Below are 13504 nucleotides of genomic sequence, written 5' to 3' on the forward strand. Positions count from 1 at the left end.
CTCATGTTACAAATTTTATAGCTACTTGTTACGAATGAGCAAGGAGCTGGCGAGCATTCATCCTAGTATTGTATCATAAACATATTAGTTTGATCGACTTAGAACAATCTCAAACTCCTAAAGCTCGTGACGTACTTTTCTTCTGCATCCGCATCGGCTCGCACATCGCCCACTGAATGGCCTCCTCTCAAACTGTATTTACGTGAAACTGGTCGTCAATCTTTTTCGGTAGGTGACCTGGTATATTTACAAGCAGTGGCCAATTATAGCTGGTTGAATTGGGTGGACGGTCGACGCATGCTCATGCCTCGCACCCTAAAATATTACTCACCCAAACTACCAACCGAACTATTTATCCGGCTCCACCGAAACTGTGTCGTCAATCGTCGTTACGTTGACCGGCTAGAGCGTACGGACACGGGTGGTCTGGTTCATCTATCAACGGGTGAAGTCCTACCGGTTTCGCGTCGGCGCTGGAGTACTGTACGGCGGCAACTGGCTAACAACATGCCACATTTAATGAACTAATACAGCGGCTACCGCTTCTATTCAATGTCATCATAAAAAAGCCCCCGGCCAGATTGGCCGGGGGCTTCGTTGTTTGCTCCCGTAAGCATGTGTTGGTCAGAAACAGGCTTACATCTTCTCCAGTACGCGCTCCATTGACACCTCGTTGCCGATGCGCGATTTCAACTCACTAATCGGTACGCGAATTTGCTCGGTCGTATCGCGGTAGCGAATTGTGACCGTATCGTCTTCCAACGTTTGGTAATCGACGGCAATACAGAACGGCGTACCAATCAGATCCTGGCGTGTATAACGCTTACCGATTGCATCACGTTCTTCATATACCACCCGGAACTCGGAGCGCAGGTTTTTCACAATCTGCTCTGCTTTTTCGGGTAACCCATCTTTGCGCACCAACGGGAACACGGCCGCCTTGATCGGTGCCAGCGCCGGATGTAACTTTAAGTATGTCCGTTCTTTCTGATCCTCGCCCTCGCCCGGAACGCCGGACCGCACCGTTTCTTTCGTGAACGCATTGCAGAAAACAGCCAGGAACAGACGGTCGGCGCCAACGGAAGTTTCTACTACGTAAGGAATATAGTTGCCGTAGGGTTTACCCGTTGCCGGATCAACATCGTTGTCGAAATACTGTTGTTTCTTACGGCTCAGCTCCTGGTGCGACTTCAGGTCAAAGTCGGTTCGGGAGTGTATTCCTTCCATCTCGCGGAAACCAAACGGAAACTGGTACTCAATGTCAACCGCTGCGTTCGCGTAATGTGCCAGTTTCTCGTGAATGTGGAACTTGAGTTTTTCGGCGGGCAAGCCAACGGCCTGGTGAAACTTCATCCGGGTGTCACGCCAGCGTTCGTACCAGTCCATCTCGGTACCAGGGCGCACGAAGAACTGCATTTCCATCTGCTCGAACTCGCGCATCCGGAACGTAAACTGACGGGCCACGATCTCATTGCGGAACGCCTTCCCGATTTGAGCAATACCGAAAGGTACCTTCATGCGGCCGGTTTTCTGCACATTCAAAAAGTTCACAAAAATTCCCTGTGCCGTTTCAGGCCGCAGATAAATCAGGCTGGCATCCTCAGCTAGCGACCCAACCTGCGTTGAAAACATCAGATTGAACTGCCGAACCTCGGTCCAGTTGTCGGTTCCGGATACCGGATCTTTGATGCCCTCGGCAATGATCAGGTTTCGAACACCCTCAAGGTCATTATCACCCAGCAAACGTCCCATTTCCTGCAGGAGCGCACTACTCCGGGCCTCGTCACCGGCGTTGGCGTACTCTTCAGCTTTCAGTTCGAGGAGCTGATCGGCACGGTAGCGTTTCTTGGAATCGCGGTTGTCGATCATCGGATCGTTGAACGAGTCGACGTGGCCCGAGGCCTTCCAGGTGAGTGGGTGCATGAAGATCGACGCATCAATGCCGACGACATTGTCGTTGAGTTGCGTCATGGCCTTCCACCACAGTGTTTTCAGGTTATTCTTAAGTTCGACGCCATTCTGGCCATAGTCATACACAGCTTGCAGGCCATCGTAGATTTCAGACGATGGAAATACGAAGCCATATTCTTTGGCGTGGGCGATAATGTCTTGTAAGGATGCTGCCGGGGTAGTTTTCTGCTCTGTCATAATCAGCTACTGATGCCGCAAAGATAGGGTTTACGCCGAAAATCCCCGAAAATGGCTAACTTCATATCAGATGGTATAAGGCTACAGGCTGTCGCACGCCGTGAGTAAATTAGAAATTGATTATGAAAATTTTACGGTTTAGCTTGCATCTTTTCCGTAACTGAATCGTACCCCACCGTCATGTTCAATCGTTTTCAGTCGCTCGTGCGCGACTATTTCGGCGTTTCTCACAAGGAAAGCCGTGGGCTTGTCGTCCTCATTTTCCTGACGCTGCTTTTTCTGCTCCTCCCCTTTCTCTATCGTTTTATTAACAGTTCGCAACCCGCTGATACGTCGGCAGCCGACCAGCGTAAGCTCGATAGCCTGGTCGCGTTGATGCGCACCGAAGAAGCGAAGCAACCCAAGTTTGGGAATCGCTCCAATAAAGAAACAACCACCGCTGAGCACTTCAGCGAACCTAAGCTCTTCAACTTCGACCCCAACACGGTCAGCGTAGCCGGCTGGCAGCAACTCGGACTACCCAAGTGGCTAGCTGAACGAATAGACAAGTACCGCAGCAAAGGTGGGCAGTTCCGCCAGAAAGAAGACTTATTACGTATCTATGACTTCCCACCTGAGCTATACGAGCAGTTGGAACCATATATCGCCCTCAAAGAACCGGCGAATTCGACTCGGTTTGCCAATGCGAAATACGACAAAAGCGACTCGTATGCCAACGAACCCAAGACAGCTACCGAACGACCGGCTTTTGCCGAGCGCCCGGCAAAACCAGCGCTTCAACCGTTCGATATTAACACGGCTGATACGTCGCAGTTGATAGCGTTAAAAGGCATCGGTGCTACGTTGGCTGGACGAATTGTCAAGTACCGCGATGCGCTTGGCGGCTTTATTTCGACGGAGCAGTTCCGGGAGGTGTACGGATTGGATTCGCTGGCGCTGGAAGAGTTACAAAAATTTGGAAAGATTCACTCGGCCGCCCGGAAGATTCCCATCAATACGGCCAGTACCGAAGAGCTGGACCGCCATCCTTTTTTGTCACGGCGGCAGGCACAGATCATCGTCAGTTATCGTGAGCAACACGGTGCTTACACGTCGGCAGAATCATTAAAGCCTATCCGAATTCTGGACGCGAAGACCATTGAGAAGATCGCGCCCTATCTGGAGTTCTGAATCAGTGGTCATTAATGGTCGTTAGTTGTCAGTAATTGTCTCTACTTGTTATTGGCTGCCGTTAGGTATACTTCTGAATAACTGACTCATAATGAGCGTTTCATGGCAATTACTGACAACTAATGACCCTATACTTTCCTGCTAAGTAACACCACATTCTCGACATGGTGCGTATGGGGAAACATATCAACGGGTTGCACATCGGTTACGGCATAGCCTTCGTCGAGTATACCCAGGTCGCGCGCCTGAGTAGCCGTATTACAACTGACATACACAATCCGTTGCGGCCCGGCGTTGAGCAGTTGTCTGGTTACAGCTTCGTCCATGCCCGCCCGAGGAGGGTCGGTAATCACTACATCCGGGCGACCGTGCTGATCAAAAAAGCTATCGGTTAAAATATCACGCATGTCTCCAGCGTGGAAGCTGGTGTTGGTAATCCTATTCACGTCGGCGTTCACCCGAGCATCAGCCACTGAAGCTTCTACGTACTCGACACCGATGACCTCTTTTGCCCGACGAGCTACAAACAGCGCGATCGTGCCGGTACCGGTGTAGAGATCATAGACTCGTTCGTTGCCGGTCAAACCCGCCCAATCGCGAGCCACCTTGTAGAGATTAAATGCCTGTTGCGCATTTGTCTGATAAAACGACTTAGGGCCTACGCGGAAAATCAACGGCCGGCCGCTGCCATCGTCCATTTGCTCTTCAATGTAGGGTTTGCCGGCCCAATTAATAACTTCCTGATCCTGATACGTATCATTTTTCTTAGTGTTCAGGATGTAATTGAGCGAGGTTATCTGCGGAAATGTATCGCGCAAATAGATCAGCAAGTCCGTTAACAGTTCAGGCTCCTCCTGCGCTACCTGCAACGTTACCATCACCTGCTGCGTAGTATCAGCAGTACGGATGATCAACGTACGAAGAAATCCGGTATGCACTTTCAGGTTATACATGCTGAGGTTGCGCCGAAAAGCGTAGTCCGCCACGGCCAGCCGAATAGCGTTAGACGGATCGGGCTGGAGGTAACAATGCCGAATTGGCAACACTTTGTCGAACCGTCCCGGCACGTGAAAGCCTACCGCCCGCGGGTCCATGGGCTCATCGGTACCGACTTCAGCCTGCGTCAGCCAACGGCCTTCCGCACAGGTAAACTCAAGTTTATTCCGATAATAGGTGGTTGGATGAGCGGGCAGAATCGGCCGAATGTCCGGCAGGGCGACCTTGCCAATACGGGTCAGGTGGTCAACCACCTGCTGATGTTTAAATCGCAGCTGCTCGTCATATTGAATATGCTGCCATTTGCAGCCGCCACAGGTTCCAAAATGTTCGCAGAATGGCTCAGCGCGAACCGCCGATCGTTCATGAACGTGTTCAGCAACGGCCTCCCGGTATTGTTTCTTACGGTTCGTAATGCGCAAGTCAACAATATCGCCGGGGGCTACACCAGGGCCGCCATTAGGGTTTTCTACAAAAATTACGCCCTCTTCGGTGCGCACAATACACTTCCCTTCGGCCGCAACAGCATCAACACGTACGCCCTGCAACCGTTCGGGTGTTTTATGGATCTTCCTACGCATAAGTCCTAAAAAACTGCTAATTTAAGCAGCCGTTTTCGGACGACCTTACTAGTGAACCTTATCTGTCTATGTCAAACGTCTACCGTATTTCCTGGTTAACGACAATCTTAACTAGCTTTTTACTGGTTATCAGCCACTTTGCCTGGGCAACACATATAGTAGGGGGCGAACTTGAGCTACGTTACCTAGGCGCACAAGGCCCTTTCACGCACCGTATTAACCTTAACCTATACTTCGATAATGTTAACGGCGACCCGGGTGCCGACGATGGCCGGGTAACAGTCGGTATTTTTGCCAAACGCAATAATCAGTTTATTGGGTATGTGCCGCTTAACCGTATCAGTAGTGAGTTTGTCCCTTACAGCAGACCTGCCTGCGCATCGGCCAGTTTAAGTACCCGCCTTATTCGCCATAGTGTTGACCTTAACCTTGATCCGAACGTATTTAATGACCCCAGTGGCTATTACATGTCGTGGGAGCGCTGCTGCCGCAATCGCACCATCGTTAACATTGAGAACCCCGGAGGAGCGGGTTCTTCGTTTTATCTGGAGTTTCCGGCGATAACAAACGGAACCGCTCGGGTCTACAATTCATCGCCCGTATTTACCATCCCGAAAGGAGACTATGCGTGTATTGGCCAACCATTTTCGCTTGATTTTAGCGCTAAAGACGCCGATGGTGACAGCCTTGCTTACTCGCTGGTGACACCTTATAATGGGTTCAGCACTACGTTCGACCCAAATCCGGGAGCCCTCAACGGCAATGCGCAACCGTTTTTCTCGGCCGGACCTTACCCACTCGTTCGGTGGGCTGCCGGCATTTCGCCTACCAACCAAATCCCGGGTACTGTGCCACTCGGTGTAAACGCCCGTTCAGGTTTACTCAACGTTACGCCAAACCGAACGGGTTTGTTCGTATTTTCGGTAGAAGTGGTCGAGTATCGAAACGGGCGAGCCATTGGCCGTGTTCGGCGCGATTATCAATTATTAGTGATTGACTGCCAAAAGAACGACCCGCCTAAGCTTCTGTTTCGGCCCGAAGGACAAGCAGCATTCTATACCGAAGGTAACGTACTGACTATTGCGGAACAAGATACTAACTGCCTGAACCTGTACTTAACCGACCCTAATCCGAACCAACGGATTCAGATTATTAATATGAGTGGTTCGCTGCCTGGCCTGACGCTTACGCCCGGCGAGTTTCTTACCCGAACCAGTCGGGATACGCTGCAAGCTAAATTTTGCTTCGGACGGTGCGTGGGTGGCAACGGTACGCCGGTCACCTTACTGATCCGAGCCACCGATGAGGGCTGTCCACAGGGTCTTAGTGATACCATCAACGTCCGCCTGAATATAATCCCGTCGCCTAATAACAAGCCGTTGGCCGGTACTGATTTAGCCAACAATCAAAGTCGAGTTACAGTTGGCTCCTCATTAACCTTCAATGCGTTTGGCACCGATAAGGATAATGATAACGTAACCATTCAGGCCGTAGGGCGAGGTTTTACCCTGGCCCAGGCAGGTATGAGCTTTGGATCAGCCTCCGGCGTCGGCAAAGTATCTCAGCCCTTCGTATGGAAACCAACGTGTACACAGGCTACTCAATCGGACTATCTGGTCGACTTTATTGTGACCGATACGCGTTGTAACCGGAACCTCCGCGACACCGTAACAGTCAAGCTGTCGGCCGTGGGGCTGCCCAGCCAGCCGCCAACTATTCGAACAACACTCCCGCAAACTGTCGTCGATCTGGTTGTCAACGCCAGTGACTCAGCCGGGCGAGTGACCTTCGACGTGCTCGGGGATGATGCCGACCGGGACACCCTCCGCCTTACGGGCATCGGCCGTGGCTTCGATGTGAAAGAAGTGGGTATGACATTTACCAATAAATTTGGGCTCCCCACGCTCCAGTCTCCGTTCGATTGGCGACCCAGTTGTGCACTAATGGCCGGGAAAACTGAAGCTACTTTCATAGTCGATTTCGTGGTAGACGATCGTTCTTGCCAACCGAATCATACCGATACCACAACCGTTACGTTCCGGGTCAAAAACTTAACCGCCAATGCGGAGATTTCCATACCAAACGTATTTACGCCGAATGGCGACGGCATCAATGACTACTTTGCCGCCAAAAACGTACCCGAAAATTCCTGCGATGAGCAATTTCTGTCAGTAGAAATCACTAACCGCTGGGGGCAGCGAGTTTTCAGGTCCGTTGATCCTAAATTCCGCTGGTACGGCACCGACGCCCCTGTTGGCACGTATTACTATCTGCTCATAACCTCCAAACGGACTTTTAAAGGACCGTTGACGTTAATCCGGTGATGACGGGTCAGTAGGTGAAGTAAGTGCAGTATGTTGAAGCCTGTCCTGGTTTGGCCTACCGCGCCCCTTAATTAAGTGACTGCTCCCACTCCACTCACTCGACCAATTCTGTATCTTCGCGGCTATTCTTATGAAAAATAAAGTAGTTCTTATTACCGGTGCCTCGTCGGGCATTGGTCGATCGTTGGCTTTTGCATTCGGTCGCGAAGGGGCCAGCGTCGTTATCTGCGCTCGTAAAGCCGACACCTTACAAGCCGTTACCGAAGAGCTTCGTCAGGCGGGTATTGATGTTCTTTCCTTAATAGCCGATGTCAGTGTTGAGGCCGATGTCAAACAGCTCATCGAGCAAACCATTGACCACTTTGGTCGGCTGGACATCCTCATTAATAACGCGGGAATTTCTATGCGCTCGATGCTGATTGACACGGAGCCAGCCGTCATTCAGAAGGTTATGGACATTAATTTTATGGGTACAGTCTATGCAACGCGTTACGCCCTGCCCTATATTCAGCAAAGCAAAGGCTCAATCGTTGGGATTTCGTCGATTGCCGGCTATCGGGGGCTCCCCGTACGCAGCGGCTATTCGGCCTCCAAGTTTGCCATGAACGGCTTCTTAGAGGCCGTACGTACCGAGTTACTGCATACCGGTGTTCATGTGTTAACGGCCTGCCCTGGCTTTACGGCATCGAATATTCGTTTTTCGGCGCTCAATGCAAAAGGAGAAGCTACTGGAGAAACCATGCGCGACGAAGGCAATATGATGAGTGCCGACGAATGTGCCACCCACATTTTGCGAGCCGTGAAGAACCGCAAACGCGAACTCATTCTGACGTCGCAGGGAAAGCTGACAGTGTTTATGAATAAATGGTTACCGGCCCTGACCGACAAGTTGGTGTTTAATACTTTGGCCAAAGAGAAAGACTCGCCCCTGAAAAAATGACCGCCTGGGCAAATTGACTCTTCAGACAAAGCATGTCGCAGCAGGCCACCACTCAGCTTAGATGGTGATTAAATAATCCAGACATTGTCCCGCCGGATGAAGTACAGCTCATTATGCCAAAGGACGCGCAAGTAGATGTCTTTAGTGCCGAGAATATTGACTTTGTGCCCCCGTCCGATAACCTCAACCACCGGAGCAGCGGCCGACGGGTCTGTACGTAGTAAAACGCGATCGTGGCTGGTAATGCCCGACTGGAAGCCTTCGGGTAAATTGACAAAAACCAGAAGCAAGAGCAGATACAACAGCATCACCCATTTCTGACGCTGAGAAATACGTTCCTTCCGTGCTACTTTAAGCACTAAGACACTGAACACATACCCAGCGGGTATCAATAAAAAGATCAGGAAATAGATACCATACTTCCGGTAAAAGAGGTAGAAATAGTTAAGATCGTCGGTTTCGTAACCACTCAGGTTATTAGCGCGGGCGATGTCGTTCATTTTCCGCAGAACGGCATCGTCTGGGTGACGATCAAAATACACTTCCAGATAATAGAGTAAATGGGGAACGTCGTTCTGCTGCTCATAGGCACTGGCTAACTTCAACAGAATTGCGTCGGTTGCTGTATGGCCATTTGCTAATGCCGTTTCATACAATCGCGTGGCACTTGCCTGATCGCCAGCAGCAAACAAGGAATCTGCCCGCCGAAGTGAGTCTGCAGACGTAACCTGTGCCTGCGATGTTCCGGCCAGAAAACAAAAAAATAGGCTTATTTTAAGACGTAGGGCTTGCAATGAACTAAAAAAGGCTATAGTTTTGCACCACAATTAACGAAGAGGCATTCATCATATGTCGACAATCGTTAGCCGATTTGGTAGCTCAGCTGGTAGAGCAATACACTTTTAATGTATGGGTCCTGGGTTCGAATCCCAGCCGAATCACAAAAAAGCCGCTTAGTGCGGCTTTTTTTATTTAGTATATCTTAGAAAGGCAGATCGTTGCTTTCATCATCAAAGGTCGTGTTGAACGGCATGGCTGCAGGCTGGCTCTGTTGAGCAGGACGAGCGGCTGGCGACGCAGCAGGGCGCGCTGGCGCTGAATAGCCCGCGCCGGCTCCACTACCATCGCCTTCGGCTAGCTCAATACGGAACGCACGAAGTTCGGTATACCATCGGTCATTATATTCTCTCGACTCTGCACTGAACGTAGCTTTCAACGTATCTCCATCGGCAAACTGCTTCAGGTCGTTAGCCTTCTCCCCCCAGGCGGTCATGCATACCTTCTTGGGGTATTGGCTGTCAAGGGTTTCAATGACGAATTCCTGCTTATTCCATGGTCCATTTTTACCTTGGCCTGTTACTTCAGGAAGTACTTTTATGAGTTTTCCGACTAATTCAAGTGCCATAATTATTGGGCTTTTACGTATGATTTGGAATGATAAAATTACTAAAATTTGCCCATTTTTCGGCTATTATGCCTTAAAAAAGCAGAAAGAATCTTCGTTCGTTTTTGGATAAAAAAACCGAACAGCTATATTTGCACCCGCATCAATAATCTGGTGTACGGCAAGGCCACGTGGTGAAACTGGTAGACACGCCATCTTGAGGGGGTGGTGCTTCACGGCATGGGAGTTCGAGTCTCCCCGTGGTCACATAAATAACTAGGAATTAAGCACTTACAGTAAACGGTAAGTGCTTTTTCGTTTTAAGTCAGAAAGTGCAGTATGCCCTACTTTTAATTGGTTCATGGGCGTATTTCGGCGGTAAGCTAACGGTACGTAACCAGTATTCAGCCATCGACTTGAAATAGTCGCTCCACTCCTGAGCATTGCTAGGTTTGCTGATGAACGAATGTGCCCCCAGGTCATAAGCAGCCCGTATGGTTTGGGAGTCGTAATGAGCATTGAATACGATGACAGGCATACACTTATAAGCGGTTCTTAGCTCTTTCAGCCGTTGTCTGCCTGACTCAGGATCGGGTAGGTAAATATCGAGTAAAACCAGGCGGGGTAAGCTATGAGAGTTAGTTGAGCAATCGGCCGGGTAGTTAAAAGCTTGGGGAAGCAAAGCCCCAAACACAAGTTTACATTCGGGAAAACTGTGTTTCAGCAATGCTTCGTTTTCCTCAGGGCCGTAGCCGGGCAGCCTAAGGCCCATTTCGTTGATGCAACTAGAAGATGTGTAGCCATCATTGGTGCTAGAAAGTTTGTCCAAAGTCTAGAGGTTAATTATGGCGGTTACTTTCGTAAAACAACTTAATGGTCCTCAGAATGATGTGATCTTCTGCCGTGGCAGCCGATTCTTCTTTCTTATCGAGGTCTATTATCGATTTAATGTCATCTAGCTGTTGCACCGTAATGGTCTCATAGGCCATTGACCAGGTAGGAAAGAGACGTTGCGTAATGGGCCGATTCAGCACCATAATAACCTCTTTGTGCCTCTTGTCCTGCTTAATACGTTTGTAAAGAGTCTCAACAGCCTCTTTTTCGCCTTCTAGCACTTGCAGTATGCTTCCTCGTACGTACAGCATAACGCCTGTGATGCCGTGCTTCAGGTTATTTTGGCGGCTCTGTTGAAGTATCGTTAATAAATCTTCTTCCTGGAATGAATCCACCGAAGAGCTGAAATAGACAATGCAATGCTCCATATAACAATTCATTCCGGACGTAACGAATGCCGCCTATGCCTGGCCTAATCAGAAGTAAGCAGACTACCGGCAATCTCCATACGTCGCTGTAAAGATTGATGTAACAACCCACAGCGTTCTGTTTTTATGAAGATCTTTAATTTGTAAATCGATTCGGGTGCAGACAGTTAGACCAGTAGTCAACGATAGCCTGTAACTGCCTACGCATTTCGGCCAGGTTTTGTCTTTTTTCAAAAAAGCCCTGAATAGTCAATTCATAAGCTTCTTCGACCAACTCCTTATCAATGGGGTGAGTGAAAAAGATGAACGGAATAGCCCTTTTGCGTAGGGCAGCATCTTGTTCAATCAATCGGCGAAGTTCGAGCCCGTTCATGATGTGTAAACTCACTTCTGAAATAATCAGGAAAGGGCGCTGATCAGTCCCCTTCAAATACTCAACGGCCTGCTGGCCATTCTCAAAAAATAAAACCGGACTCGAAGGGGCAATCTCTTCTAAAATCGGTTTAAGTAAAAGCTGATCATCTTCATCATCGTCGATAAAGATAATGGGCCCATGATGTTCCATTCGGCTAATCGTAAATTAAGTGTACTAGTCGTAGAACTGTTACATTGTTCAAAAGGATTGAGCCTGCTGGTTCAAATTTACTAACCGGCTATTCCAATTAGACATGGACAGTATATGCTAACGATAGTACTCGCTTATCTGTTAGTTAAGCAAAACGCTTTATCCATCATTTTATGCGGCTTATACCCACTTTTGAACCACTAGCCCCAAATTTATTGCTGGGTCATAAGTTGCTGAATACCTTCGGCGTAACAATATATAACCAAGCCTATTGCTACCAAAATCATGGGTGTTGTCATTAAACCAACCGTCAATAATATCATTAGCTTATGGTTCGGCGAGGATACGCCAATCCGCCAGTACAAAATCAAACTCAACCCAACTCTGTGGGGAGCTTGCCAACATATTAACCGAGATTTCCGCCCACCCTCCCGGAAACAACAGATCGAACAGTATCGTAAGTCAGATAAAGTGGCTTTTGCCAAAGCGGTTTTGCAGGAGCTGGATCGAAGCAAGCAACCGAACACCGAGCGAATGCACTGTTTGGCGTAGGGCAGCTCCGTTCGGACAGGCTGGTAAACGACAAAGCTAAATCCAAGCAGAAAAGCTGGCCGTATATGTGGCAAAACAGGTTAAAGAGCTTTTTGAAAACATAAACACGCACAACTGGTTCTCCAACTAAAAAGCCCCAAACCAACGGTAAAGGGCTTTCCTAACCACTAAACTTTTTATCAATTCGTAACTAAGTTACAAAAAAGGCCCGACACAATACGTATCGGGCCTTTCACTTTTAGCTCCAATGTTAGCGAACGGATACCCACAAACGTTTAAAAACTACAATTTCAACGTTGGCTTGATCAAACTCTTGCGCACTTTGTCGGCTGCAGCCAGGTCCGTCAGAGTGATGTTAGCGCGCTGGCGCATGGTTGGCGAAGCCATCAGAATTTCAGTAGCCATTTGAATAAGCAAAGCCGCTGTAGCCGGACCGTTGGCCTTCCGACGTACCGAACGGGCCGTTGCTCCGGTTGAGGCTTCCGATGTTAATTTATTGGCCATGTATGTTGACTCCATATCGTTTATAAGCAGCAAATTAGCGTCTATACTTATAACAAAATAATGACAACTTTTGGCACACAAACAAGGTGTTTTTTCGTGACAAAGCACAGTAAATCAGTCTTTTTAAAGTTCTTTACCGTAGATGACTGACAATTCTACAAGGCATCTGTTTCTCAGTATTGGCCAGGTCATTTTCCATTAGATAATATATTGTTTCACCATGAGTTTTGTCACCGCAAAAAACTTAATCGGCTACTACCAAACACTAATTTTGTAAGCCGAGTTACACATGACGAATCGAGTTTAAGTGATGAGGATTGCCTACCATTTTTACACCGCTCGCCCGGTCGCTCATGCGACTGGGCTTTTTTGTGCCGTATACTCACTCTACTGGTTTGCTTAAACACTTTTCGTACAACAACAAGTTAGTGAAGTTCAGGCGTCCTCATCGCCTAATCTAGCAGACGTAAGCCTGGCTGACCAACAAGTTAGCCAGGCTTATTTGTGGTTGTCAAACCAACCTGTTACGCAAAGGTGTATGTCGCAATTCCACCCCAGAATTGACGTTGTTTACCCCCTTCGGGTACGTAGTGGGATAGTAGCTTTGTTGAAACAATCAGCCAACAAATTGCTATGAAAAAGACAAACATCACCTACTGGATTTTTACCGGCCTATTTTTATTTGTTATGCTCGGTTCAGCCATACCCGATTTACTAGTAATGCCAGAAGCGGTGGAGGGATTCAAACAGATGGGCTACCCGGTTTATCTTATTCCATTTCTGGGCTGGGCCAAGCTGTTGGGTGTCATAGCGATACTAGTACCTGGCTTTCCCAGGCTTAAAGAATGGGCATACGCTGGTTTAATCTTCGATCTGATCGGGGCAACGTATTCAATAATCAACAGTGGTACACCCGTTACCGACTGGCTACCCATGTTGGCTTTCATAGGCATTGGCGTTGGCTCGTACGTATTCTATCATAAAAAGCAGAAGAAAGCTTCACACAATCGAGTGGCAACAGAGCAACTAGCCTCCCTGGCCAGTTGACCAACAGAATCAGCGTAGCCAAGAAAGATAA

Annotated in this window: 14 protein-coding genes and 2 tRNA genes; 8 read left to right on the plus strand and 8 right to left on the minus strand. The window is 48.7% G+C overall.

From position 1 onward, the window contains the following. The first annotated feature begins 126 nt into the window (after positions 1-126). Entirely contained in the window at positions 127-528 is a 402-nt protein-coding gene (locus ACFSUS_RS14775) for a LytR/AlgR family response regulator transcription factor (protein ID WP_381523826.1), read from the plus strand. 108 nt (positions 529-636) lie between these two features. On the opposite strand, the gene ACFSUS_RS14780 is transcribed toward ACFSUS_RS14775, so the two are convergent. After that, positions 637-2148 (minus strand): glycine--tRNA ligase, encoded by a 1512-nt coding sequence (locus tag ACFSUS_RS14780; RefSeq protein WP_381523828.1) that lies wholly within the window; start codon positions 2146-2148, stop codon positions 637-639. A gap of 180 nt (positions 2149-2328) precedes the next feature. Here ACFSUS_RS14780 and ACFSUS_RS14785 point away from each other — a divergent pair, with 180 nt between their 5' ends. Further along, positions 2329-3318: a helix-hairpin-helix domain-containing protein gene (locus ACFSUS_RS14785; RefSeq protein WP_381523829.1), complete on the plus strand. Its 990-nt coding sequence runs from the start codon at positions 2329-2331 to the stop codon at positions 3316-3318. A 128-nt stretch (positions 3319-3446) separates the two neighbouring features. On the opposite strand, the gene rlmD is transcribed toward ACFSUS_RS14785, so the two are convergent. Then, positions 3447-4895 (minus strand): 23S rRNA (uracil(1939)-C(5))-methyltransferase RlmD, encoded by a 1449-nt coding sequence (gene rlmD / locus ACFSUS_RS14790; protein ID WP_381523831.1) that lies wholly within the window; start codon positions 4893-4895, stop codon positions 3447-3449. Positions 4896-4963: 68 nt separating this feature from the next. Here rlmD and ACFSUS_RS14795 point away from each other — a divergent pair, with 68 nt between their 5' ends. Continuing rightward, the gene (locus ACFSUS_RS14795) at positions 4964-7219 is read left to right on the plus strand and encodes a gliding motility-associated C-terminal domain-containing protein (protein ID WP_381523834.1); all 2256 of its coding nucleotides are present in this window, start codon (positions 4964-4966) and stop codon (positions 7217-7219) included. 130 nt (positions 7220-7349) lie between these two features. Beyond that, positions 7350-8159 carry an SDR family oxidoreductase gene (locus ACFSUS_RS14800; protein WP_381523835.1) on the plus strand — a complete coding sequence of 270 codons (810 nt, stop codon included), beginning with the start codon at positions 7350-7352 and terminating at the stop codon, positions 8157-8159. A 68-nt stretch (positions 8160-8227) separates the two neighbouring features. Here the strand turns inward: ACFSUS_RS14800 and ACFSUS_RS14805 are convergent, their stop codons facing one another. After that, positions 8228-8953, minus strand: a complete 726-nt coding sequence (locus ACFSUS_RS14805) for a tetratricopeptide repeat protein (RefSeq protein ID WP_381523837.1) — start codon at positions 8951-8953, stop codon at positions 8228-8230. A gap of 74 nt (positions 8954-9027) precedes the next feature. On the opposite strand from ACFSUS_RS14805, the gene ACFSUS_RS14810 reads away from it, so the two are divergent. Beyond that, positions 9028-9100, plus strand: a tRNA-Lys gene (locus ACFSUS_RS14810). 41 nt (positions 9101-9141) lie between these two features. Here ACFSUS_RS14810 and ACFSUS_RS14815 read toward each other — a convergent pair. Then, the gene (locus ACFSUS_RS14815; protein WP_381523839.1) at positions 9142-9564 is read right to left on the minus strand and encodes a DUF3127 domain-containing protein; all 423 of its coding nucleotides are present in this window, start codon (positions 9562-9564) and stop codon (positions 9142-9144) included. 164 nt (positions 9565-9728) lie between these two features. Here ACFSUS_RS14815 and ACFSUS_RS14820 point away from each other — a divergent pair. Then, positions 9729-9810 (plus strand) — tRNA-Leu (locus tag ACFSUS_RS14820). A gap of 58 nt (positions 9811-9868) precedes the next feature. Here the strand turns inward: ACFSUS_RS14820 and ACFSUS_RS14825 are convergent. The 3 genes from ACFSUS_RS14825 to ACFSUS_RS14835 all read right to left on the minus strand — a co-directional run bounded on the left by ACFSUS_RS14825 (position 9869) and on the right by ACFSUS_RS14835 (position 11370). Next, positions 9869-10372, minus strand: a complete 504-nt coding sequence (locus ACFSUS_RS14825) for a response regulator (protein ID WP_381523840.1) — start codon at positions 10370-10372, stop codon at positions 9869-9871. 10 nt (positions 10373-10382) lie between these two features. Then, a complete protein-coding gene (locus ACFSUS_RS14830; protein WP_381523842.1) occupies positions 10383-10805 on the minus strand; it encodes a BLUF domain-containing protein in 423 nt (140 codons plus the stop codon). 136 nt (positions 10806-10941) lie between these two features. Continuing rightward, positions 10942-11370 (minus strand): response regulator, encoded by a 429-nt coding sequence (locus ACFSUS_RS14835; protein WP_381523844.1) that lies wholly within the window; start codon positions 11368-11370, stop codon positions 10942-10944. A gap of 285 nt (positions 11371-11655) precedes the next feature. Between ACFSUS_RS14835 and ACFSUS_RS14840 the strand changes: the two genes are divergently transcribed. Further along, positions 11656-11922 carry a hypothetical protein gene (locus ACFSUS_RS14840; RefSeq protein ID WP_381523845.1) on the plus strand — a complete coding sequence of 89 codons (267 nt, stop codon included), beginning with the start codon at positions 11656-11658 and terminating at the stop codon, positions 11920-11922. A gap of 282 nt (positions 11923-12204) precedes the next feature. Here the strand turns inward: ACFSUS_RS14840 and ACFSUS_RS14845 are convergent, their stop codons facing one another. Continuing rightward, positions 12205-12441, minus strand: a complete 237-nt coding sequence (locus ACFSUS_RS14845) for a hypothetical protein (RefSeq protein ID WP_381523847.1) — start codon at positions 12439-12441, stop codon at positions 12205-12207. A 618-nt stretch (positions 12442-13059) separates the two neighbouring features. Between ACFSUS_RS14845 and ACFSUS_RS14850 the strand changes: the two genes are divergently transcribed. After that, positions 13060-13473, plus strand: a complete 414-nt coding sequence (locus tag ACFSUS_RS14850) for a DoxX family protein (protein ID WP_381523849.1) — start codon at positions 13060-13062, stop codon at positions 13471-13473. Positions 13474-13504 lie beyond the last annotated feature (31 nt).

Source organism: Spirosoma soli (genome assembly GCF_042684525.1).
GTDB lineage: Bacteria > Bacteroidota > Bacteroidia > Cytophagales > Spirosomataceae > Spirosoma > Spirosoma soli.

Coding starts and splice junctions, on each gene's coding strand:
- ACFSUS_RS14780 (WP_381523828.1), bottom strand. CDS start 2,148: ATGACAGAGCAGAAAACTACCCCGGCAGCATCCTTACAAGACATTATC.
- ACFSUS_RS14835 (WP_381523844.1), bottom strand. CDS start 11,370: ATGGAACATCATGGGCCCATTATCTTTATCGACGATGATGAAGATGAT.
- ACFSUS_RS14795 (WP_381523834.1), top strand. CDS start 4,964: ATGTCAAACGTCTACCGTATTTCCTGGTTAACGACAATCTTAACTAGC.
- ACFSUS_RS14800 (WP_381523835.1), top strand. CDS start 7,350: ATGAAAAATAAAGTAGTTCTTATTACCGGTGCCTCGTCGGGCATTGGT.
- ACFSUS_RS14830 (WP_381523842.1), bottom strand. CDS start 10,805: ATGGAGCATTGCATTGTCTATTTCAGCTCTTCGGTGGATTCATTCCAG.
- ACFSUS_RS14785 (WP_381523829.1), top strand. CDS start 2,329: ATGTTCAATCGTTTTCAGTCGCTCGTGCGCGACTATTTCGGCGTTTCT.
- ACFSUS_RS14815 (WP_381523839.1), bottom strand. CDS start 9,564: ATGGCACTTGAATTAGTCGGAAAACTCATAAAAGTACTTCCTGAAGTA.
- ACFSUS_RS14845 (WP_381523847.1), bottom strand. CDS start 12,441: ATGGAGTCAACATACATGGCCAATAAATTAACATCGGAAGCCTCAACC.
- ACFSUS_RS14840 (WP_381523845.1), top strand. CDS start 11,656: ATGGGTGTTGTCATTAAACCAACCGTCAATAATATCATTAGCTTATGG.
- ACFSUS_RS14850 (WP_381523849.1), top strand. CDS start 13,060: ATGAAAAAGACAAACATCACCTACTGGATTTTTACCGGCCTATTTTTA.
- rlmD (WP_381523831.1), bottom strand. CDS start 4,895: ATGCGTAGGAAGATCCATAAAACACCCGAACGGTTGCAGGGCGTACGT.